The following is a 19706-nucleotide window of genomic DNA, read 5'->3' as shown; positions in this document are numbered from 1 at the left end:
TGCTACGCCCCTACAAATTGTGGGTATTCATTCGGGATTTGATGTAAGACCTCGATCGCAATGGTTGTAGGCTAGTGCGTTACTCCAGTTTCAAGATTGAACTGGCGGGCTGAGGGCAGGTGGTACCAGGGCAGATGGGGATATTCGTGGTGCTCCCAGTGGTAGCCGAAGTAGTAACAAGTCAACAGCGACAGCACGAGCGGATAGTTGCTGCTAGTCGCATAGTGGGAATTGGCTTGCCCCGCTCGGTGCGGCAAGTAGGTGCCAAACAAAAACAGCTGCATCGAGCTTAGGACGATGGGCAAAAGCCAAAACAAGCCCAGGTTGCTGACAGAAGTTTGAAATCCAATAATCAACGTTAGACCGATGGCAATTAGCTTTACCAGCATGACTATCTTTTCTCGGCCGTTAAGATAGCCCGACATAAATTTCCAATACCAGCGGGCAAAGCTGCGGTGAATGCCGTCGTGAAAATCGGGATCTTGAGCTTGACCAGGATACCGATGATGCCGCCAGTGGTTGATAGTCAGTTTTTGGTAGGACAAGGGGGCATATAGGCTGACGGCCAGTCGCCCAATGCCGTGGTTTAAGCGGCGATCGCCCTGCACCACAACCCCGTGAATGGCGTCGTGAGCCACAATAAATAGCCCAGTTTGAATATAAGTACGCCCCAGTATGGCTGCAACAATCCACAGCAAGTTGAGCTGGGATATATCTACCAGCAAAAGCCCTGCTAAACTGCTCAGCCAGAGCGCCACAATTACTAATGCGACAAAAATACCCATGACAAGAAATGGCCTATAAAAATAGGCTATAGAGTTCAGTAATTAACACTTAGAGCTGTGGGCTAGACGCTGTCGCTGCGACCGAATCGAAAGTCGCTTAGGTTTTGCGTATAGTTCGGATCTTGGGTGCCCAGCAGCCGATCCCAAAACGTGAAATAAAGCCCATAGTGCACAGCATATTTGAGGTGGTGAATAGAGTGATGGGCGGGGCCAATCACCCACTCTCCTAGCCAGTGGTGAGGGAACAGAGCCGGTAGGCGATCTGGCCCCAAATGGTTAAGCACAGCCCACACCGTCATCGTTGTGAGCACGGCAAGCACCGTGATGAAATGCAGCGGCAACACAAAGACAATGCCAACTAAAAAGAGCGCTTGAACAACGGCCTCTAAGGGATCAAAGGCAAACGAGGTCCAGGGGGTGGGGTAGCGCGATCGGTGGTGTCCCCGGTGGAGCCAGGGAAACAGCTTGGGGTGGTGAAACAGTCGGTGGGTGAAATAGAAATAGGTGTCCTGCAAAACCAAAACCGCACCATAGCTAACCCCCAAATACCACAGTCCATATTGTCTTGGGTCGGTGTAGAGGCGAGTGGCTCCGTCTTCGTAGGAAGAGAGAATGAAGCCAGCGGCCAACGCAAACACCAGGGCCGACAGCGCCGAAAGATTGATATCGTGACGAATCGCTGGCCAGGATGGCACCCGATGCCGCAGCCGAGGGTTGATAAACGATCGACTGATGGGCGAGTAAAAGACCCAGTAGGTGATGCCTGCCACTAGAAAATAGCGGAACATAATGATTCCTAAAAAGGCGATGCTGTAAAACTCAAAGGATTGTTCTCTCAAGTCGATTTAGTTCCTTTTTAGGCCCTTGATGGTGCAGTGGTATCCGCCCGAGGTGCGTATTAACGCTTTAGAGATCGCTGGGGCTGCTCGATGTAGACCGAGCTTAGCAGCACGTCAGCTACTGAGTGTGGCGATCGCTCGCCACACCTAAGGAGTGATTGCCGCTATCGCCAGGTCAGTCAAGACATGCTGTACATCCCTAGGTGGCGCTAGGACGGCAGCGTGCTACCTCGGTTTTTCCGGTGATAGGAACCTATGCCTCAAGCAAGTTGGTCAACCTACCCCATTGGCATCACCCTATCCTGCCAAAGACAAATTACCACCCGTCGTTTGGGCGGTTTTTAAGTTTTTATAAGAAAGATCGTCAATGAGTCTTCATGCTGCATATCCTCCAATTTACTGATGTAGCTAGCAGTTGCGTTGGCGATGCAAGCCTTTGACCCTCGCGGTGCAGCAGCCACAGACAATAGGAAGCTCGGAGATTGACTTATAGCTAAAACTTGGTTGTTGATGTTGCCTGCCACCATGGCTACCTCGCATCACGGTCTTGCACGAAGACATAGCCATGGAACCATCTAATCTGATTTTTAGTGCAAGTAGTTCGCCAGCAGGCGAGGGCTATATTGACAGGTCAATTTGAGATATTGCGGCCTGCAATCGGCAGTTTGTTCTCTGAAGACATTACACTGCTGTGCCACTTTGCTTTGCAGCGAGGTCAGTCAGCCCTACAGCTGTGCCACTTCGCTATACAGCGACGTGAATAAGCCATACAGCTGTGCCAGTTTGCTACACAGCTGTGCCACTTTGCTTTGCAGCGAGGTTAGTAAGCTATACAGCTGTGCCACTTCGTTATACAGCGGCCTCAATACGCTATACAGCGGCCTTAGTTCGTTAAACGGGCTGCTCAATGTGCCAAGTTGCGGGGGCAGTGTGCTTGTTTTTGGCGATCGCAGCTCCCGACGGCAAAATTTATGCCGTCGGGACTGGCAGGATATGCTATTCGATCAGCACAGTTTTGGTGGCGATCGCCATCCAGATCCCGGTGCCGCTGGATGCTGAGCCAAGAATGTCACTGGTGGGTGGCACGGGGATGGGGTCGCTCCAGTCGTTGGGGTCGGTGTAGCCGTGGGCATGGAGGATTTTGATGGTGCGGTCTATGCCGGCGAGGCTGCCGTAGAGCATGTGCCGTACTCGCTCGGGGCGAGGATGGGGATGCGCGGGCTGGGCAGGCGGAAAATTTGACGCGCCAGAGGCGTCGGGATCGAGGTATTCAAACATGGGTTCTGTCTCCAGTTGTGGTTTAGGAAGACAGAACACGAAAACCTTAGCCACCCGCTGAAGTGCAAATTGGGGTGGCTAAGGTACGATCCCCTTAGCCTTGCAATCTGCCCGAGAGATTTGCGGGGTTAGCTGTTCGTAGGTGTACCACCATCTGCTTAGGAATCAACTAAATGCTATGGCTTGTTGTACCCCTTGGGGTAGTGATCGGAGTAGTTGGGTTTGGAGCAATTTATCAAGCACTTGCCACAAGTCGCGATCGCCGGAAATTTCCACCACCTGGAAAAGTAGTTCAAGTCAACGGTAAAAAGTGGCACTATCAAATGATGGGCGAAGGTCTCCCAACAGTCATTGTGGATAGTGGAGCCGGGGGTACTCACCTAGATTGGCAATCAGTACAGCCTGAAGTTGCTAAATTTACGAGAATCTTGACCTACGATCGCGCAGGCTATGGCTGGAGCGATGTCAGTTCAGAACCGCGTACCGCTGAGCAAGCTGTTGACGAGCTGCGACAACTTTTAAGAAAGGTTGAAATTGAACCACCTTATATTTTAGTGGGAATGTCTTTAAGTGGTTTATTCACCCGCTTATTTGCCTATCACTATCCTGAAGAAGTGGCTGGGATGGTTTTAGTAGATGTTGCTCATGAGCGAATGTATGAGGACACACCCGTCGAATGGGTGGAATTAAACAAGCGGCTCGAAGGACTGTTGACCTACGTAGTGCCAATTATGGGACGTACTGGTCTGCTTCGTTTGCTGGTCACTTTTGATTCTTTGCCCATGGCAGCTGGTTTATTCCAAAAGTTTCCACCTTCAATTCGCTCTCTAGCTAAAGCACTCTATTCTCAAACGCAGTTTGGGAAAACCTTTGCTCAGGAATCGGCGGCGGTATCAGTCAGCATGCATCAAGTCGAACAGGTTCGCCAGACAAAGTTGTTTCCTGATATTCCTCTCGTTGTTTTGTCGGCTGGAAAACCAGATTTTGACATAACTAAAGAGGTAGTTGAGAAGCTGCAAACATTACATGCAGATTTAGCCAACCAGTCACCCCAAGGCGTTCACATTGTTGCCCATGAAAGCGGGCACGCAATCCACCTCGATAAACCACAATTCGTTATTGATGCAATTCGTCAAGTTGTTGAAAAAGTGCGTTGCAATGGTGTCCCATGACAATACCTATGCACACCAACCGTTTAAAGATCGCTTATAGGCGCTCGAGGTCACCTGCGGCGGGTGATGGACATCGTTAGCTGGTTTCACCTCGATGCATCAGTATCTGACACTCACCTTACAAGGGGGCAATGAGTCCGTAAGCACTCAGAAGGCTACCGCCAATCTCCCCTAAACCCCTTTGAATTTTGGATTCTAGATTCTGGAGTGGATGGTGTGGCATGGCTGTGAAACATGAGCGGCGGTGGATTAGGCGGTTGAGGTTGAGCCTGTGGTGCATAGTTCTGTTGGGGTGCGTGATGTTGGGGACTGGGGGATGCGATCGCTATCCCGTTCGCTCCAGAGACATCACGCCACAGACGGGGCAACTACTAATCGGTCGCTGGTTTGATGACGTCAATAGCTTTCACGAAGGGTTAGCCCTAGTCGCGCCGGTATTCAATCAGGGCTATGGCTACATTAATCGCGAAGGGAAACTGGTAATCCCTGCTGAATTTGAGTTAGCTCAAGACTTTTCAGAAGGCTTGGCAGCGGTCATGAAAAATGGGCTGTATGGGTTTATCAATCCGTCCGGTGAGATGGTGATTAAACCCCAGTTCCAGCGAACGCCGTTGCCAGGGCCACAAACCATAAAGTTCGTCGCCGACTACCAGTTTCAGCAGGGTATGGCCTCAGTGTACCAAAACGATCGCTGGGGCTACATCAACCGAGATGGGCGGTGGGTGATTCCACCTCAGTTCGATGCAGCAGATGGTTTTGTAGATGACCGGGCGGCGGTGCGGGTAGGCGATCGCTGGGGCATCATCGATCGCGCCGGGCAATGGATCGTCTCCCCCAAATTTACAGACTTATACCCATTTCATGAAGGCCTAGCCGCAGCGCAGGACGGTGAGTATTGGGGCTTTCTCGACCTAACTGGAAATTGGGTGATTCCGCCTAAATACCAATCAGCAAGCGCATTCTCCGAAGGGTTAGCGGCTGTTGCCACCCATGAAGGCGGAGGCTACATCGACACCACAGGAGCCTGGCGTATTGCTCCTCGCCCCGCTCGCACAATGGCCTTTTCCGACGGCATTGCAGTTGTAGAATCCGAAAAATCTGGCTACATCGATAAAACTGGGAAATGGATCATCAAACCGCGATTCGATGGTGCGTCAGAGTTTCGGCTGGGGCTAGCAGCGGTACGAGTAGATGAGAATGAGCAGGGGTTTGGAGGTCATTGGGGATTCATCGATCGCCAAGGCCGCTGGGCAATTCGTCCTGTATATGATGATGCCTATTCCTTTTCCGACGGGTTTGCCCGCGTCTGTTTTGGGGGCGATCGCTGCGACTTTATCTACCGCTAAGGAGAAACCCGTCTACCCCAACACCCAAGGCTGTTTCCTTATTGAAAAAGAATATTGCCTGTATGAGCTTTGGCCCCAAACCCCCAACCTTGGGGGCTTTAAATCTCCTCAGAATTGGGGGCGGGGGGGCGAAACTGCGACATAGTTCTCCTTCTCGAGCCTATAACCTGAACCAATTAGCAGTAGCTCGCTAAAATGAGATTTTCAGTTTTGATATGACAACTATCGGAACCGTCGAAAGCCTGTGGTGCTACCCAGTTAAAAGCATGCGCGGCGTAGAAATGCCCGAAATCTTTATGGGGTTTTCTGGTATTTATGGCGATCGCTGCTACGCCGTCAAAAGTTCCGCTGCTCGCAAAGGCTTTCCTTATTTGAACGCGAATGTGCAGCAACAAATGTTGCAATATCAGCCGCAATATCGCTACCCAGAACGAGCCTCAAAACCGCCAAACTTAATTGAAGCCGCGAGTATAGCACCTGGTGTGACACCTGCTAACAGTGACCCAGAAGACATGCTTTTAGATGTTGTCACTCCGGCAGGCAAAATTATTTCTGTCGAGGACCCAGAACTGATTCAACTACTGGGTGAAGGACTCGACGCGAAGACCCAACTAAAACTTGTGCGTTCAGACCGGGCTTTAACCGATTGTCGCCCGATTTCGTTAATCAGCTTATCCACGATTCGACAAATTGAATCAGAATGCTCAATCCCAGTTGATAAGCGGCGTTTTCGAGCAAACGTCTACTTCAATTTTTCGTCAGACGTGGTTGGATTTCCTGAAGATAACCTTGTCGGTCGCCGTCTACGGATTGGTTCGACCGCGACGGTCATGGTGCTTGAGCGTGACCCACGTTGTAGGATGATTTCGCTCGATCCAGATACAGGTGAACACAACCCAGAAGTTTCACAGAAAGTTGTCCAAGCAAACGGCAGTTTTGCTGGAATTTACTGTGCGGTTTTAGTTGAGGGAGTACTGAAAAAAGGCGATTTTATTGAATTGGAAGCAGATTGATCTCAGTTGTCGGCTGCGTTTTCTGCTGGCAGCATTTAACCTACTCAAAGCTAAGGCAGTACTGTAAGTTGAGTGGCACATTAGTAAAAGTAGGGGGGGCAGTGCCCACCCCACAGGTACTTTGCTTATGGATTGGCAGTGCGCGGCATTTGAATGTAGCCCCACTTGCCACCTCGAAGCTGGCTGGAATAAGAGCAGCCGTCACTTTGAGTACAGCCCGTCTGCACTCGTGTCCAGGTGCCACCCACATTGACCCGAGCCATGCCATTCGAGACCCGATCAGCATCTACAAACTGAGTTGCGATCGCATATCGCCCCGTGCGGTCAATAAATCCAGCCTGTTCGCCCCGACGCACCATGGCAATGCCCCCCGAAAAGGGCGTCGTCACCGGGCCTTGATACTCTGAATGGGCAAAGAATTGAGGCTGAATTGCAGTTTCACCGGCGCGGTTAATGTAGCCCCAGGTTCGTCCGTCACCATTGAGGCCAAGAACGGCAGCCAATCCCTCAGAAAAAGGCTCGGCATCGTAATACCGAGGCTCGATCACAAAAGCCCCGGTGCGATCGATATAGCCCCACAACGCACCAGCCGTAGGAGAAGGGCGCACTTTCACAGCAGCCAACCCATCTGAAAATGCTCTGACTTGCTCAAACTGAGGCTGAATCACGATCGCCCCGGTTTTGTCCATAAAGCCAGATTGACCATTCACTGAGATCGCCGCTAGCCCTTCCGTAAAAGAGGTCGCGTAATAGGGCTGAGGCTGAATTGCGATCGCCCCCGTTTTGTCAATGAATCCAGTTAGCCCACTCGCAGTGCGAATGGCGGCCATGCCATCAGAGAAGTCGTCAGGGCGAGTCGTAAATTGCAGGGGAATGACGTAGGCTCCCGTGCGATCGATAAAGCCCCACTGAGTTCCTACCCGCACAGCCGCTAACCCGTCTGAAAACGTCCCCCCCTCATCGAACTGCGGCGCAATTACAGTTGCCCCCTGTTGATTCATATAGCCAACTTTCCCATTGACTAAGAAGGACACTAGCCCCTCTGAAAAGCGATCAAACCCTCCCATTTCAGGAGGAATCGTAAACACCGTGCGATCGCCTGCCACATACTGCACAGGCACCGTCCGAGCGAGGTTGAGGGACTGACAGATCAAAGCCGCCACCTCGCCCCGAGTGATAGCTCGATTGGGCTGTAGTTGTCGCGGGTTTGGATAGTTCACCACCAAACGCCCCACAGTTCCGGCTGCGATCGCATTTTTAGCGTAGGGTGGCACCTGCTGAGCATCATCAAAATATCGCGGCAAGACAGTCTCCGCTACTTCCGGGCTGCTCATGTGGGTGGCATTGGCCAAAATTGCGATCGCCTGCACTCGGGGAATAGCTTCTGTCGGTCGAAACGTACCATCCGGATAGCCCGAGAAAAACGCGCGCGCGTAGGCGTCTTGAATAGCCCGATAGCCCCAGAAACTAGAGGGCACATCTCGAAACGTCGGAGCACTGCGAGTCGGCTCAACATAGCCAAACGAATTGAGCATGAGAACAGCAAATTCAGTGCGCGTAAGGGTTGCCTGGGGGCGAAAGCTACCCTCGGGATAACCACTCACCCGACGTTGCGCCGCTAATTGGTCAATACAGGTGGCTGCCCAATGAGACTGGGTATCTGAAAAAGCAAGGGCGCTAGAAGCAGCTAGAGCCCAGGTAACAGTTGCGGTTGCTGAAAGGGTAATGGAGCGAAGCAGTTTGAGAGCAGTCATTAAATAGTTAGGTCAATGAAATGGAATACAGCTTTAAGAATTATCCGCAGACAATAGATAATCAACGCCGAATTGTTTCATCTGTTAAAACTATTTCAACCTCTGTAGCTGTGGTCAGGCTCAAAATGAGAGGAGACGTTCCGAAAACACTCTGTTTCATCAACCTGCTTCTAACTGTCCCATCTCCACCTATCTCCTATGCCAGATCAAGCTGCACCAGAAATCGAGCTGCTACGCGCAGCGTATGCGGCCTTCAACGCGCGCGACATTGATGCCGCCCTCGCCCTCATGACTTCCGACGTAGTGTGGCCCAAGGCGTTCAAAGGCGGTTTTGCCCGTGGGCCTGAGGAAGTTCGCGCTTACTGGACAGAGCAGTGGAGCGAAATCAATCCACACGTCGAGCCGGTTGCCTTTCACCCTGAGGATGCCGGGCAGCTCTTGGTCGAGGTGCATCAAGTTGTGCGCGACTTGGTCGGAGCTGTGATTGCCGACGAACACGTTGGCCACCGTTTCACCATTGAGCGTGGCTTGATTCAAGCTATGGAAGTCTGCCCACTTCCGTCGTCCGAACTTGGTGCTTAATCACCCCCCATAGCCCAATTCTTTAAGTTGTGCCATGGGTAAGATGTCGCGGCAGCTTTGGTCTGGTTTAGTTTAGTCAGACCCTATGAGGTGGATGATGTTTCCAGCCTGGTTAGTAATTGCGGTGGTGGGAGCGGCGATCGCGTCTGCGTCCAGCCTGATTAGGCCTCGCGGCATTAAGTGGTTTAAGCGGCAGCGTCGCCCCGACTGGCTAAAGTTTGAGTTTGCCATTCCTGTCGTGTGGATGGCGGTATTTATCTGCGGTGGCTGGTCGGCCTACATTGTCTGGAAACAAACCCAGAGCTGGTGGTTTATGGCTGGGTACATCGTGCTGGAGCTGCTGATTGTGAGCTATAACCCGGTCATGTGCAACTTGCAGAATTTGCGAGTGGGCACGGCGATCGGGGGAGCGGGATTTGTGTTTGGGTTAGTGCTGGCCTTGTTAGTCGCGCAGGTAGACGGCAAAGCCTTTCTCTTGTTGCTCCCCTTCCTGCTATGGAGCCCGGTAGGAACGCTGATTACCTGGCAGATGACAAAGCTGAATCCGGGCCAATAAATTTGGTGGTCTGTCCAACTTAAATGTGTAAGTTGGAGTCCGTTTTACTGCCCCTAACTCATAAGAACCCTAGTCTTTAGGGTTGATGATGTACTAGGAAAGTTGGCGATCGCCTATAGCAATTTGTTGTTTTTGGTTGTGTTAAATAGTAGTGCGATCGCCGCTAAGAACCTCAGCATTCCATCTCGTATCTGAATCTGAAAAGCTCAGTAGAATCTGTCAATTATTTAGAGCTTGCCTTCAAATTTATTTGAACTCAAACTAAAACAACTTGAGCACCAAAAGTTTGTTCTCCATTTTATTTGTCAGCCATCTTAGCTGAAACTTATACATTTAGATTATAGAAGTTATGTCTCAGGACAGAGACCAATCTCCTGCTTAAAACCCTAAACTAGTCTAGTTATTTTATAGAGAAATATCATGAAAGCAAGCTGGATGGTTTTACCGTTGGTGCTTGGACTTTCTTCCTTAACCGTTGCCTGTGATGCTGGCGGAAATACAGAAGGCGAAGAGCAGCTAGAAACAGAGCCGAACGGGACTGAGTCTCTCGAAGGTGAGGAAGAAGAAACTGAAGAGGGCGAAGGTGGCGAAGGCGGCGAAGGCAACGACTAAAGGCTTCTACCCTCTTAGTTATCACACAGGTTGGGTGCGCGTTGGCAGAACTAAGTAAGACTTAGTTTGGGTTAGATTGCCATTCGTTTATTCAACCTGCTGCCCAAAAATTTATGAGTTAATTGAGAGCAACTTCATCGCTCTCTTTGTATAGAAGAATGAGCAGTACAACAATCTAGTTCTACTGCTTAAATGACCGAAATTAAATGTCAGAAGGTGAGCTAACTAATCTGACATTTTTGTATCATAACGCAATTAGAAATTAGAGTGCTGACAATGAGTCCAAAACAGGTTTGGCGACTACTCAAGGAGGCTTTTCAGGAGTGGAACCAAGACCAAGCTTCGCAGTTGGCCGCTGCGTTGGCCTACTACACTCTATTTTCTCTAGCGCCTCTGCTGATTTTAGCGATCGCGATCGCCAGTCTATTTTTTGATAATGGTGCTGTGCGTGACCAGCTCATGGGTCAGGTCGAATCTCTGATGGGTGGAGCCAGCGCTGACTTTGTGCGCACCGTGCTCGACAACGCTAATCGCCCTGGGGAAAGCTCTGGCTGGCTAGCCTCAGCCATAAGCGTTGTGCTCCTGATAGTAGGCGCTACGGGGGTACTGTCTCAACTACAACTGTCGCTTAACACAATTTGGAATTTGGAAGCTCGACCTGGCATTGGCCTGATCGACCAGCTTCGTAAACGCTTGTTGTCGCTAGGGATGGTGATCGTCATTGGCTTCCTGCTACTAGTGTCGCTGATTGCTAGTTCGGCGATCTCTGGGTTTTCAGGCTACCTCAACACGCTCATGCCGGGTTTAGACAGCCTGGTTCAGCTCTTCAATTTCCTGCTTGCCTTTGGCCTGACCACTCTGCTCTTTGCCATGATGTTCAAGTATTTGCCCGACGCAATTATCGCTTGGCATGATGTTTGGTTTGGGGCTGCTGCTACTGCTATTTTATTTTCGGTAGGGAAATATCTAATTGGTCTCTACTTAGGCAACAGCAGTTTTGGCTCATCCTATGGGGCGGCAGGCTCCGTAATAATTTTGCTGGTTTGGGTGTTTTATTCAGCCCAAATTTTGTTCTACGGGGCAGAACTTACCCAGGTCTACAGCCGCCGCTTTGGCTCACAAATTAGGCCTAATAAATATGCCGTTCAGCAAAAGCCACTGCCCGAAGAGTCCTGACTCCTGTTGAAGATACTCAAGGCCCTAAAATCCATCCATAGGATGATCAATTGCCGCTGACAAGATTGTTACGCTGGATCAATTCCTCAAGGTTAATAGCAGTAGTAGCACCAGATGGTTGACTACAAGCGTTTTTGCTTTGATGTCAACCATCTGCTGCAGTCCAAACGGTATGATGCGGCCTTAAATTATGGCTAACGATAATTCAATGAACTCACAACAATCTGATCTCGCTGAAAAGCTTCCCCATGAAATAGATGCAGCGCCACCACCGTCTAACGAACCCGTAATTCACCTACCGCCTAGTCAGGCCGAGGTTGAAGAGGCTCGCGTTGGGCAAAGCGATGACAGCGAGCACCTTGGAGCTGAGGTGACAGCTGAGAGCGCTCTGGAAACGAATAGCCCTCTGACCGGAGGCGACCCCGATGCAGTTGCAGAGCGAGCTGAAACGGTCGGTGAAGAGGCCGTGGGTGGCACCACGCCAACCCCCGAGCAAAATGATGTTGATGCTCTCGCTGACGCCGTAGGCATTAGCACTAAGCCCGAGCACCCCGTTGGAGTCCTCAACGAAATGAATCGTCGGGATGACCAGCGATTTGAACTCGATCTGGATTCCAAGGGTCCTGAGTATTAATTGTCACAGCTATGGCCTATCGATTTTTCACCGACAGCACCGTTGAGGCCAATGTTCAGCGCATTCTTAACGAGCAACTTGAGAAAGCAATTCAAGAACTGAGCGAGGGCATTCAAAAAACCCCTGAGCAGGCGATTCACAGTACGCGCAAGCGGTTAAAAAAGGGGCGAGCGGTGCTGCGGCTGGTGCGAAAGTCGATAGGCGAAAAGACTTATCAACGAGAGAACGATCAGCTGAGGAGTATTGGACAAGCTCTTGCTCCGGCTCGAGATGGTGCTGTCTATCAAAAAACTTTGAATGACCTGATCGAAATTTATGGAATATCGCTTGAGAATAAGGGACTTTCTGAGCTGCAAAACAGTTTGACAGATCTCTATAAATCTGAGCTCAAGGCACTAATTGATCGCGATGATGCGATCGCGCCTATTCTGGCCGATTTAGAAGCGAGTAAAGCTCGGCTAAGCAAGCTCACCCTTCATGAAACGGGGTGGAAAGCCGTCTCCAAAAGCCTAGAACAAGTTTATCGTCAGGGACGCGATCGCTTTCACGCTGCCTACAAAGACGGTAACGACGAAACGTTTCACGACTGGCGCAAGCGAGTCAAAGATCTGTGGTACAGCTCCTGTCTGCTAAAGCAGATTTGGCCCCCTGTTATGGAAGTCTTAGGCTCAGAAGCTCATTACCTCTCTGAGTTGCTGGGCGACGGCCACGACAGTGCTGTTCTGCAACACTTTTTGCGACATCACCCCTCAGAAGTGGCACTTAGCAACACTTCTTTGCAGGTGCTCATGCCCCTACTGATTCATCGGCAAGATAAGCTGCATCAACAGGCCAAGGGTTTAGGCAAAAAATTCTATAGCGAGGAGCCCAAAACGTTTATCAAGCGTATTCACAGCTATTGGCGGTCTGAGTTTTCAGGTTCAAATTAGTCTGACATTGATAGTTTTAACTTCGCTTAGCCATCACCCATTGGATTACTTAAGTTCGAGTGCAATAAGAGCAACTTAGATAGAGCACAATGATGTTTGCCCTGCCAATAAATTAGGGGCGGTGAAACAGAGTTTGCGATCGCCCACCACACTATTTATCTAGGCGTCGCTAGTCTGCTTGGGTAGGCGAAAGATGTCAGAAAATATTGACTTAGGGTCAGGGCGACGCTCGTCGTCTGGTGAATCGTAGACCACCATTAGTGCATCGTCGTAACCTAGGCAAGGCACCAATGTAAGGCCCTCGGCATGGTCAGTACCAATAACAAAAGGTATATCAAACAGAACCTTGAGTCGACCAGATTCTTGGCTCCACAGTGTATCGTTGGTATGCTCAAGAACGTTTTCAAGGCGAAACACCTGCATGGCACCCTCCACCTCCATAGTCGGGCCGGCCAGCAGCAGCATATCCCCTTCGTACAGGCATAGTTCGCGAACGCCTTGGCCATTGAGGTCAAGAAAGTGCTTGCGATAGAGACAACCTCCCCCTAAATCTTTAAGCGTGAGCGTACCGGGCTCGGCATCTTCTACTTCAATTTCAAGAATAATTGCCCACCCGCGCAAAACAGGGCCGCGCAAACCCAAAAAGATTTTGTTACCGCTAACGGCAATGCCTTCGACATCAAAGCCGTTGTCTTTTGAAGGCAACTGCATCTTTAAAAACAGCCCTAGATGTTCGTCTTCGGCGAGGGCTTCTAGCAGCAAATTGTGGCCGTTCACCTGCTTTAAGCTGGCTGCGGTAAGGGTATCGCCCTTGTTATCAGAAAGGGCATAGGTGTGTACAATTTCGCCATTGAGAATCGGTAGCCGAGCCAGCAGCGATCGGTTAGGATCATGCTCGATTTCGGAAAGTCGTTGAATGTCTTTGTGCTGCTTTTTACCCTTAGCTTGGGGGCGCTTAAAGCTGTGGGAGCCCACTACCCAAAGATAGCCATCGCAGTAGTCGAGGCCTTCAATATCGATTTCAGACTCGTCATCAGAGAGCTGAATAAAGTCTTGGAGGTGAAAGGTTTTGTGGTTGCCATAGACCCCATCGCCCATAGGGTTCAGCCGCTCTAGAGTGGTAAATTCATCGGAACCGAGCCAGAGATTACCATCTGGGGTGCGGGTCACAGCGGATAGCTCAGCTAGTAGACCTTCAGAGTCAGTTTGAAATTTAAGCAGAGCGCGACTGAGCAAGAATCCATTGGGCATGGTGACCTCAAACGCCTTTTAAGATCACTACTCTATATAATTCGGCCGATGGTGCCCTCTTTCAAAAGAGAGGAATGGTTCTGCGTAGGGCTAACATTCTATACAGGGATAGAGGACTAAAAATTTAGCTCTCCCGTAGGTTTGGGGAACATAATTTTTTAGGAGAGGATTTGAGTTGGCGGTAGGTCACTTAGTGGAGGCATCTAAGCTGCACGCCTAGCAGCACGATGTCCTGCAACAACTGCCTCAAGGGCGCAGTGTGTTATCGTGCGCTCAGCTTCTTCCCCATTCTCGTCGGGTTCTAGATCTCAAGCCTGCCCCCTAACCGCTTTAAACTTTACCCTCCCCATGTTCAACTGGATCACGACCTGGATTGAGTCTCTTGGCTATGTCGGCATCTTTGGCCTGATGGTACTGGAGCATCTGTTTCCGCCCATTCCATCAGAGTTGGTAATGCCGCTGGCAGGGTTTGTCAGCCGCGACAGCTCTGACATGAACCTAGTCGGAGTGATTTTGGCGGGGTCCCTCGGCTCGCTAATTGGGGCGTCAGCTTGGTATGTGTTGGGTCGGCTAATTAGCCATGAGCAAATGATGGGCTGGGTGAGACGCTACGGCCGCTGGCTAACACTCAAGCCTAAAGACATTGAAAAGGCGATGGATTTTTTTCAAAAGAGTGGCGGCGGCTGGATAGTGGGGGTCGGCCGCATGGTACCTGGGGTGCGCACCTATGTGTCGGTACCAGCGGGGCTAAGTCAAATGCCGCTGCTGCCCTACCTGGGCTACTCTGCCCTGGGCACCCTGCTGTGGACAGGGGCACTGGCAGCGGCGGGCTACATTTTGGGCGCCCAGTTTGAGCGGGTGCAGGTGTTGCTTGGCCCAGTTAGCAAGATTGTGCTGATTAGCTGTGCGATCGCTTTTGTTGTCTGGGTCGCCGATCGCCGCCGTCGCCAGGTTTAGTCTTCTATTGAGACTTTTGACGAAAAATCCTGTTGAATTATTGCCGTAGTCAAGTTAGTTGAGACATTTTGGCAAGCGGAACCCTCCAGTAGGGGCATTGCACTGCAATGCCCCTATGTCTAACCTGTCCTGACCCAGACGATCGCTCCACCGCAGGAGGAATTATTATTCACACCAAATCCGCATCTCATCACCCCAATTTCCAAAAGACCAAACCGTAAGGGCGCATCGCATTCGTCCGGCTAAATCGGGAGTTAACTAAGCCGAATTTGGTATCAGCAGCCTAGGGTTCGACCTCACTGCGGTTGTAGAGAATCTGCACCACACGCGAACCGGGTTCGCATAGGGCGTCGCGGGCGACTACAGCAATTTCGCCAACTACGCTGGCCCGGTACTCGGCCACCACATCTCCAAAGGCATTGCGCTGAATCGCTACTGGTTGGTCAGAGATGACGCGATCGCGCAGATCTACTAGCAGCTCTAAAAAGCCGCCCGTGGTGGCGCGAATTGTCTCTAGAGCATCACCATAGACCGTGCCCACCTCGGCGGCGGTGCGCCCCAGGGGACCATCGACCAGCCCGTAGTGCTTGAGCACGTTGCAGGTGCCCTCTACCGCCCGAGCAATTTTGCTGGCGTCGAACCGTCTAGGGCCACCAATTTCCACCGTCAGAGCTGGAATGCCCGCCGCCACTAAGGCGGTTTCTAAGGTGCCGACTAGCCCCGGATCGTTCTGAATCTGCTCGGCTGGAAACAGTTCTGCCATTTGTCGCACCGTGGGCTGCCGCAGGTCGGCAAACAGAAACAGGGTGAAGTCGCTGCCGGTTGTCACCGTGTGGTAGTCGATCACCATATCGACGTTGGTGATCAAAAGGCGATTCCACAGCAGCCCGGCGTGGCGGGTGGCAGCGTTGACACCGGTTTCATCGCCGGGCCAAACCCGGTTCATATCCACCTGGGAGCCACCGCCCTGGGCCGTTAGCCAGTGCGATCGCGTATACTCCACCGCCGGGCGCGACACCCCCAGCACCGCCACCACGCTGCCTGCCATCGCTGTGGGGTCGAGCTGGGCCATCACCCGCTGCGCCGCATCGATGCCGCTCACCTCATCTCCATGGATGCCCGCCACTAGGCCAACGCAGGGACCGGGGCGATCGCCCTTGGCCACCAGCACCGGCACATACCAGTGCTGGCCCGTCGCCATCTGCACTCCCTCAAAGAAAAACCGATGGCTGTGCCCTGGAGCCAGGTCGCCCACGCCCAGGTGGCTGATCACCGGCACCCCTTGGAGAATGTCGCCGGTATAGATGGTCTTAGCAACGTCAGAGACGGAACCTGGGTTAATGAGAGTCGTCATAGTGGCTTAGCGGAGTTTATGGACACCAGCGGTTGCGTAACTGCCCTAGCCTAAAGCGCCTCAGCGGTAGAGCCAAAGGCGGTGAGCAGCTTATCAATTTTGAAGCCCGTAATGCCATAGAGCAGCGACAGAATGGGGCTGGCGATGTTAAAAACCGCAAAGGGAAAACACAGAAATGTAGAGACTTCCAGCGTTACCGCCATGAACGCACTGCAAGAATTCCACGTCAGGGCTGAGGTAACAGTACCCGCATCGGCGGTCAGACACGACAGATTTTGGGGCTGCGACCCCCGTTGAAACTCGATCCGAGACACGTGGAGGGGCAGCACCAGGGCAGTGTACTGGTCACCCGCAAATAGCTTGCCCTGGGAGCGCGCCCGCAGCAGCACTGGGTTAATCAGCTTGGTCAGCATGCCAAACTTTTCCATGATGGCGCCAAAAGTCATGGCCCCAATCATAGTCCACAGGGTGTAGAGCATGCTGTCTATGCCGTCACAAGAAATCAGGCGATCGCCATCGGCAGTGCCAAAGTTCCACTAAGCCTGCGCTGGGCCATCAATAGCTGCCAGCCCAAAGAGAGTAACCGCTCCGCCCCTCAGTACGACCAGGGGAATAATGGCATCCACGAAGGAGGGGGCGTAGGGCGCGCGAACCGTCAGAGGGCTAGGCCACAGATGGTTTGAATAACTACACGATCGGGGTGTGGGTCTTGAGGTTGTAGCGGTAGCCATGGGGCAGAATGTGCAACTTGACATCGCATAGGGCAATGGGTTCATCCTTGAGCAACCCTTCCAGGTTGTTGTGGGTGGCGGTGGTTTCATCGACCACGGTGATGGTGCCTGCCCCCACGACTTGAAACTCATCGCCAGTGACGATGATAGCCGTGTTCTCATCGATGCCCAAGCCGAGGACAGCGGGTTGGAGCACCAGGGCCGCCAGCAGCCGACCTAGTCTTCCCCGCTGAGCAAAGTGCTGGTCGACCACAATACCGGGCAAGAACCCCATGCCTGGGCCCATTTCTACCGCACCGACGCTGGGGTTTGAGACCGAATCACCCTCTATAATCATCTCGTCGGGCATCATGGCGGCCCCGGCGCTGGTGCCGCCAATCACGGCCCCTTCCTGACGGCGTTGCTGAATTGCGTCGTTGAGGGGGGTGCCTTTGATATATTCAACGATGCGAGACTGATCACCGCCGGTAAAGAAGATGCCGGTAGCCCCTTTGATTTTTTCTAAATTGTCCTCGCGTTCAGAATCTTCTCGGCGGTCGGTGTGTACCACATCGACTCGCTTGGCCCCCAGCCGCTCAAACACGCGAGTGTAATCATCGCCCACTTCGTCGGGCAGGCTGGTGGCAGCCGTCATCACGGCAATCTCGGCGTCAACCCCACCAGCGGCCCGGACAAATTCTCGCAGGACAACGCAGTCGCCTTCTTTATCTTCCGCGCCGCCAATAATAACCAACGCGCCTAGCTGTTGTTCGGTACCCATGGTGATTCTCCTTAAGGTGTCTGTTGTTACAGAATCCCAGCATCCCAGATCGATGGGCTGGTCGTGCTATATCCACCGGCTGAGACCTGCGGTCAAATGCTGACAAAAGCAACGTTTGACGGCTAAGAAAGGAGAGCTTGAGCGATCGCGCCCTCTCTAGCCACCTCCCCAAATAGGCACTAGCCCCTAAAATCAAGGGTGTTAAATCACCTCTGAGGATGCGTTGTGGCCCACAAGCGACTGATTATTGAAATGGGTATGGGCGTCGATCAGCACGGCCAAGACCCCACCGTGGCGGCAGCGCGGGCGGTGCGCAATGCGATCGCCCACAACGCCCTCCCCGGCGTCTGGGAAGTCGCTGGCCTCAGCCACCCCAACGAAATGCTGGTTGAAGTACAGGTTGCCGTCCCCTTTCCCGATCAGGTGCGGCAAGATGAGGTGCTAGCGGTGCTGCCCTTTGGCCAAAAGACCTTGGTACTCAAGGAAGGCGGTATGGTAGTAGCCGGGCGCGCCATCCCTGAACTCGACGATAAGAACGACGATATGTATGTTGCGATCGCCGCAGTAACGGTATCGATCCCTGAAAGTGAGGGGTAAGGAGTAAAGAATCACCATCCACCCCCACCCCTTACCCATCCACCCCTCACCCATCCACTCCCTACCGCAGCCTCGCCCCTCGATACCGCATCTCCTTCTTGATCGCGTTCTGCTGGGCAAAGTTAGGCATATCCCCCTGGTGACCCATCAAAATAATCGAGTCGCCCAGGGCCAGATAGGTAGCCCGGCTGGGGTGAATAATCACTTCACCGTCGGCCCGACGCAAGGCCACGGTAATAAACGTGCCCTGGCCCTTGACCTCAATGTCGCCGATAGTGCCACCAATTAGCGGCGAGGTGGCATCAATCATCAGCTCATTCAGCTGAATATCTAGCTCCGCCAAAAACTCATTCAGCCCGTGCTGACCATCGGTCTGCGACAAAAAGTCCACCGCTGATGGGTGGCTAATTAGATGGGCCATCCGCAGGGCGCTAATGCTGGCGGGCAGCACCACGTGGTTGGCCCCCGCCAGCCGCAGCTTTTTCTCAGTGGAGGGCATTTCCCCCCGAGCCAAAATCATCAGCTCTGGGTTCATGTCCCGTGCTGTAAGGGTAATGAATACGTTGGCGGCGTCGTTGGGCAGCACCGTCGCCAGCGACTTGGCCCGGAGAATGCCTGCTGCCTCCAAGGCGGCTTCGTCGGTGGCATTGCCCTGATAGATTAAATAGCCCTGCTCCTTGGCTAAGGCCACTCGTTCCAAGTCGTTGTCGATAATGATGAATGGCTGGCGATCGCGCTTTAGCTTGCGGGCCACCAGCTGGCCAATGCGGCCAAAGCCACAGATAATCACGTGGTCTTCCAGGCTGGCAATCTCGTTAGTCATGCGTTTTACATTCAAGGCTCGATGAATTTCCCCTTCGGTGATCATCTGCACGAAGCCCGACACAATGTAGGCCACCGACAGCGCTCCCGCGATAATCACAAAAATCGTAAATACCTTGAGCGGCGGTGAGGTCAGGGGCTGCACTTCCCCATAGCCCACCCCAAAGATGGTGATCACTACCATATAGATAGCGTCGAGGAAGTTCCAGCCCGCCACCATGTAGCCAATTACTGCCCCCACCACCGTCAGCGAGAAGAAGATAATCCCCGTAACAATCCGCCGAAACGAGCTATTTAGCATCAACACCTCAGACAGGGCTCAGGCCTCGACAGAAATCGGCTCAGTCCTCAAATAAAGGCTATGGTAATTGACAGCCTGCCCCTCAAAGAGTGCGGCACATAGCAAATTGAGATACACTATAAAGCAAACTCATAATGACTTCGACTAAGCCCACTACTTACTAAAATGTTTGCCGTCTCAACGACGGCTTATGGGCTTTGGGGCGGATCGCCCGGCCTGGTCAGTTTTATCGTTTTTGTCCCTCCTACCTCCATTGA

20 protein-coding genes and 1 pseudogene are annotated in these 19706 nt (G+C 52.3%); 11 read left to right on the top strand and 10 right to left on the bottom strand.

The genetic code is table 11. From position 1 onward, the window contains the following. Positions 1-71 precede the first annotated feature (71 nt). The 3 genes from NC979_RS20380 to NC979_RS20370 all read right to left on the bottom strand — a co-directional run bounded on the left by NC979_RS20380 (position 72) and on the right by NC979_RS20370 (position 2902). Positions 72-785: a fatty acid desaturase gene (locus tag NC979_RS20380; RefSeq protein ID WP_190521134.1), complete on the bottom strand. Its 714-nt coding sequence runs from the start codon at positions 783-785 to the stop codon at positions 72-74. Positions 786-847: 62 nt separating this feature from the next. Beyond that, positions 848-1573, bottom strand: a complete 726-nt coding sequence (locus tag NC979_RS20375; RefSeq protein ID WP_199308920.1) for a sterol desaturase family protein — start codon at positions 1571-1573, stop codon at positions 848-850. A 1047-nt stretch (positions 1574-2620) separates the two neighbouring features. After that, the gene (locus NC979_RS20370) at positions 2621-2902 is read right to left on the bottom strand and encodes a hypothetical protein (protein WP_190521131.1); all 282 of its coding nucleotides are present in this window, start codon (positions 2900-2902) and stop codon (positions 2621-2623) included. A gap of 173 nt (positions 2903-3075) precedes the next feature. Here NC979_RS20370 and NC979_RS20365 point away from each other — a divergent pair, with 173 nt between their 5' ends. The 3 genes from NC979_RS20365 (at position 3076) to NC979_RS20355 (ending at position 6433) form a co-directional block, all read left to right on the top strand. Continuing rightward, entirely contained in the window at positions 3076-4074 is a 999-nt protein-coding gene (locus tag NC979_RS20365) for an alpha/beta fold hydrolase (RefSeq protein WP_190521129.1), read from the top strand. Positions 4075-4295: 221 nt separating this feature from the next. After that, on the top strand, positions 4296-5420 hold the full coding sequence (locus tag NC979_RS20360) for a WG repeat-containing protein (RefSeq protein WP_190521127.1): 1125 nt from the start codon (positions 4296-4298) through the stop codon (positions 5418-5420). 215 nt (positions 5421-5635) lie between these two features. Further along, the gene (locus tag NC979_RS20355) at positions 5636-6433 is read left to right on the top strand and encodes an MOSC domain-containing protein (RefSeq protein ID WP_190521124.1); all 798 of its coding nucleotides are present in this window, start codon (positions 5636-5638) and stop codon (positions 6431-6433) included. Positions 6434-6558: 125 nt separating this feature from the next. Here NC979_RS20355 and NC979_RS20350 read toward each other — a convergent pair whose 3' ends face one another. Further along, on the bottom strand, positions 6559-7968 hold the full coding sequence (locus NC979_RS20350; protein WP_242024095.1) for a WG repeat-containing protein: 1410 nt from the start codon (positions 7966-7968) through the stop codon (positions 6559-6561). 18 nt (positions 7969-7986) lie between these two features. After that, positions 7987-8187, bottom strand: a pseudogene (locus NC979_RS25420) (S-layer homology domain-containing protein); the annotation flags it as partial. 198 nt (positions 8188-8385) lie between these two features. Between NC979_RS25420 and NC979_RS20345 the strand changes: the two are divergent. The 6 genes from NC979_RS20345 to NC979_RS20320 all read left to right on the top strand — a co-directional run bounded on the left by NC979_RS20345 (position 8386) and on the right by NC979_RS20320 (position 12676). After that, positions 8386-8769, top strand: coding sequence for a nuclear transport factor 2 family protein (locus tag NC979_RS20345; RefSeq protein ID WP_190521120.1), 384 nt, complete (start codon positions 8386-8388; stop codon positions 8767-8769). Between the two features lie 97 nt (positions 8770-8866). After that, entirely contained in the window at positions 8867-9325 is a 459-nt protein-coding gene (locus tag NC979_RS20340; RefSeq protein ID WP_190521423.1) for a TspO/MBR family protein, read from the top strand. Between the two features lie 420 nt (positions 9326-9745). Continuing rightward, the gene (locus NC979_RS20335; protein ID WP_190521119.1) at positions 9746-9937 is read left to right on the top strand and encodes a hypothetical protein; all 192 of its coding nucleotides are present in this window, start codon (positions 9746-9748) and stop codon (positions 9935-9937) included. A gap of 276 nt (positions 9938-10213) precedes the next feature. Next, positions 10214-11113 (top strand): YihY/virulence factor BrkB family protein, encoded by a 900-nt coding sequence (locus NC979_RS20330; RefSeq protein ID WP_190521117.1) that lies wholly within the window; start codon positions 10214-10216, stop codon positions 11111-11113. A 208-nt stretch (positions 11114-11321) separates the two neighbouring features. Beyond that, a complete protein-coding gene (locus tag NC979_RS20325; protein WP_348253805.1) occupies positions 11322-11747 on the top strand; it encodes a DUF6335 family protein in 426 nt (141 codons plus the stop codon). An 11-nt stretch (positions 11748-11758) separates the two neighbouring features. Then, positions 11759-12676: a CHAD domain-containing protein gene (locus NC979_RS20320; RefSeq protein ID WP_190521113.1), complete on the top strand. Its 918-nt coding sequence runs from the start codon at positions 11759-11761 to the stop codon at positions 12674-12676. Positions 12677-12835: 159 nt separating this feature from the next. On the opposite strand, the gene NC979_RS20315 is transcribed toward NC979_RS20320, so the two are convergent. Then, positions 12836-13927 carry a DUF3616 domain-containing protein gene (locus tag NC979_RS20315; protein WP_190521112.1) on the bottom strand — a complete coding sequence of 364 codons (1092 nt, stop codon included), beginning with the start codon at positions 13925-13927 and terminating at the stop codon, positions 12836-12838. 348 nt (positions 13928-14275) lie between these two features. Between NC979_RS20315 and NC979_RS20310 the strand changes: the two genes are divergently transcribed. Further along, positions 14276-14884: a DedA family protein gene (locus tag NC979_RS20310; protein ID WP_190521109.1), complete on the top strand. Its 609-nt coding sequence runs from the start codon at positions 14276-14278 to the stop codon at positions 14882-14884. Between the two features lie 283 nt (positions 14885-15167). On the opposite strand, the gene NC979_RS20305 is transcribed toward NC979_RS20310, so the two are convergent. From NC979_RS20305 to NC979_RS20295, 3 genes are all read right to left on the bottom strand, one after another. Next, positions 15168-16238 carry a M14 family metallopeptidase gene (locus tag NC979_RS20305; protein WP_190521108.1) on the bottom strand — a complete coding sequence of 357 codons (1071 nt, stop codon included), beginning with the start codon at positions 16236-16238 and terminating at the stop codon, positions 15168-15170. Positions 16239-16288: 50 nt separating this feature from the next. Continuing rightward, a complete protein-coding gene (locus tag NC979_RS20300) occupies positions 16289-16726 on the bottom strand; it encodes a Na+/H+ antiporter NhaC family protein (RefSeq protein ID WP_347403956.1) in 438 nt (145 codons plus the stop codon). A gap of 199 nt (positions 16727-16925) precedes the next feature. Beyond that, positions 16926-17729, bottom strand: coding sequence for a cyanophycinase (locus NC979_RS20295; protein ID WP_190521104.1), 804 nt, complete (start codon positions 17727-17729; stop codon positions 16926-16928). 225 nt (positions 17730-17954) lie between these two features. Here NC979_RS20295 and NC979_RS20290 point away from each other — a divergent pair, with 225 nt between their 5' ends. Next, the gene (locus NC979_RS20290) at positions 17955-18326 is read left to right on the top strand and encodes a Lin0512 family protein (RefSeq protein WP_190521102.1); all 372 of its coding nucleotides are present in this window, start codon (positions 17955-17957) and stop codon (positions 18324-18326) included. Between the two features lie 61 nt (positions 18327-18387). Here NC979_RS20290 and NC979_RS20285 read toward each other — a convergent pair whose 3' ends face one another. Then, positions 18388-19449 (bottom strand): potassium channel family protein, encoded by a 1062-nt coding sequence (locus NC979_RS20285; RefSeq protein ID WP_190521100.1) that lies wholly within the window; start codon positions 19447-19449, stop codon positions 18388-18390. Positions 19450-19706 lie beyond the last annotated feature (257 nt).

Origin of the sequence: Leptolyngbya subtilissima AS-A7 (genome assembly GCF_039962255.1) — a bacterium.
Lineage (GTDB): Bacteria > Cyanobacteriota > Cyanobacteriia > Phormidesmidales > Phormidesmidaceae > Nodosilinea.
The sequence above is the reverse complement of the archived record's forward strand: the minus strand, read 5'-3'. Positions and strand labels throughout refer to the sequence as shown.

Bases quoted from the DNA above. Each gene is read 5' to 3' on its own strand.
- NC979_RS20380 (WP_190521134.1), bottom strand. From the start codon at position 785: ATGGGTATTTTTGTCGCATTAGTAATTGTGGCGCTCTGGCTGAGCAGT.
- NC979_RS20375 (WP_199308920.1), bottom strand. From the start codon at position 1,573: ATGTTCCGCTATTTTCTAGTGGCAGGCATCACCTACTGGGTCTTTTAC.
- NC979_RS20370 (WP_190521131.1), bottom strand. From the start codon at position 2,902: ATGTTTGAATACCTCGATCCCGACGCCTCTGGCGCGTCAAATTTTCCG.
- NC979_RS20365 (WP_190521129.1), top strand. From the start codon at position 3,076: ATGCTATGGCTTGTTGTACCCCTTGGGGTAGTGATCGGAGTAGTTGGG.
- NC979_RS20360 (WP_190521127.1), top strand. From the start codon at position 4,296: ATGGCTGTGAAACATGAGCGGCGGTGGATTAGGCGGTTGAGGTTGAGC.
- NC979_RS20355 (WP_190521124.1), top strand. From the start codon at position 5,636: ATGACAACTATCGGAACCGTCGAAAGCCTGTGGTGCTACCCAGTTAAA.
- NC979_RS20350 (WP_242024095.1), bottom strand. From the start codon at position 7,968: ATGCTCAATTCGTTTGGCTATGTTGAGCCGACTCGCAGTGCTCCGACG.
- NC979_RS20345 (WP_190521120.1), top strand. From the start codon at position 8,386: ATGCCAGATCAAGCTGCACCAGAAATCGAGCTGCTACGCGCAGCGTAT.
- NC979_RS20340 (WP_190521423.1), top strand. From the start codon at position 8,867: ATGTTTCCAGCCTGGTTAGTAATTGCGGTGGTGGGAGCGGCGATCGCG.
- NC979_RS20335 (WP_190521119.1), top strand. From the start codon at position 9,746: ATGAAAGCAAGCTGGATGGTTTTACCGTTGGTGCTTGGACTTTCTTCC.
- NC979_RS20330 (WP_190521117.1), top strand. From the start codon at position 10,214: ATGAGTCCAAAACAGGTTTGGCGACTACTCAAGGAGGCTTTTCAGGAG.
- NC979_RS20325 (WP_348253805.1), top strand. From the start codon at position 11,322: ATGAACTCACAACAATCTGATCTCGCTGAAAAGCTTCCCCATGAAATA.
- NC979_RS20320 (WP_190521113.1), top strand. From the start codon at position 11,759: ATGGCCTATCGATTTTTCACCGACAGCACCGTTGAGGCCAATGTTCAG.
- NC979_RS20315 (WP_190521112.1), bottom strand. From the start codon at position 13,927: ATGCCCAATGGATTCTTGCTCAGTCGCGCTCTGCTTAAATTTCAAACT.
- NC979_RS20310 (WP_190521109.1), top strand. From the start codon at position 14,276: ATGTTCAACTGGATCACGACCTGGATTGAGTCTCTTGGCTATGTCGGC.
- NC979_RS20305 (WP_190521108.1), bottom strand. From the start codon at position 16,238: ATGACGACTCTCATTAACCCAGGTTCCGTCTCTGACGTTGCTAAGACC.
- NC979_RS20295 (WP_190521104.1), bottom strand. From the start codon at position 17,729: ATGGGTACCGAACAACAGCTAGGCGCGTTGGTTATTATTGGCGGCGCG.
- NC979_RS20285 (WP_190521100.1), bottom strand. From the start codon at position 19,449: ATGCTAAATAGCTCGTTTCGGCGGATTGTTACGGGGATTATCTTCTTC.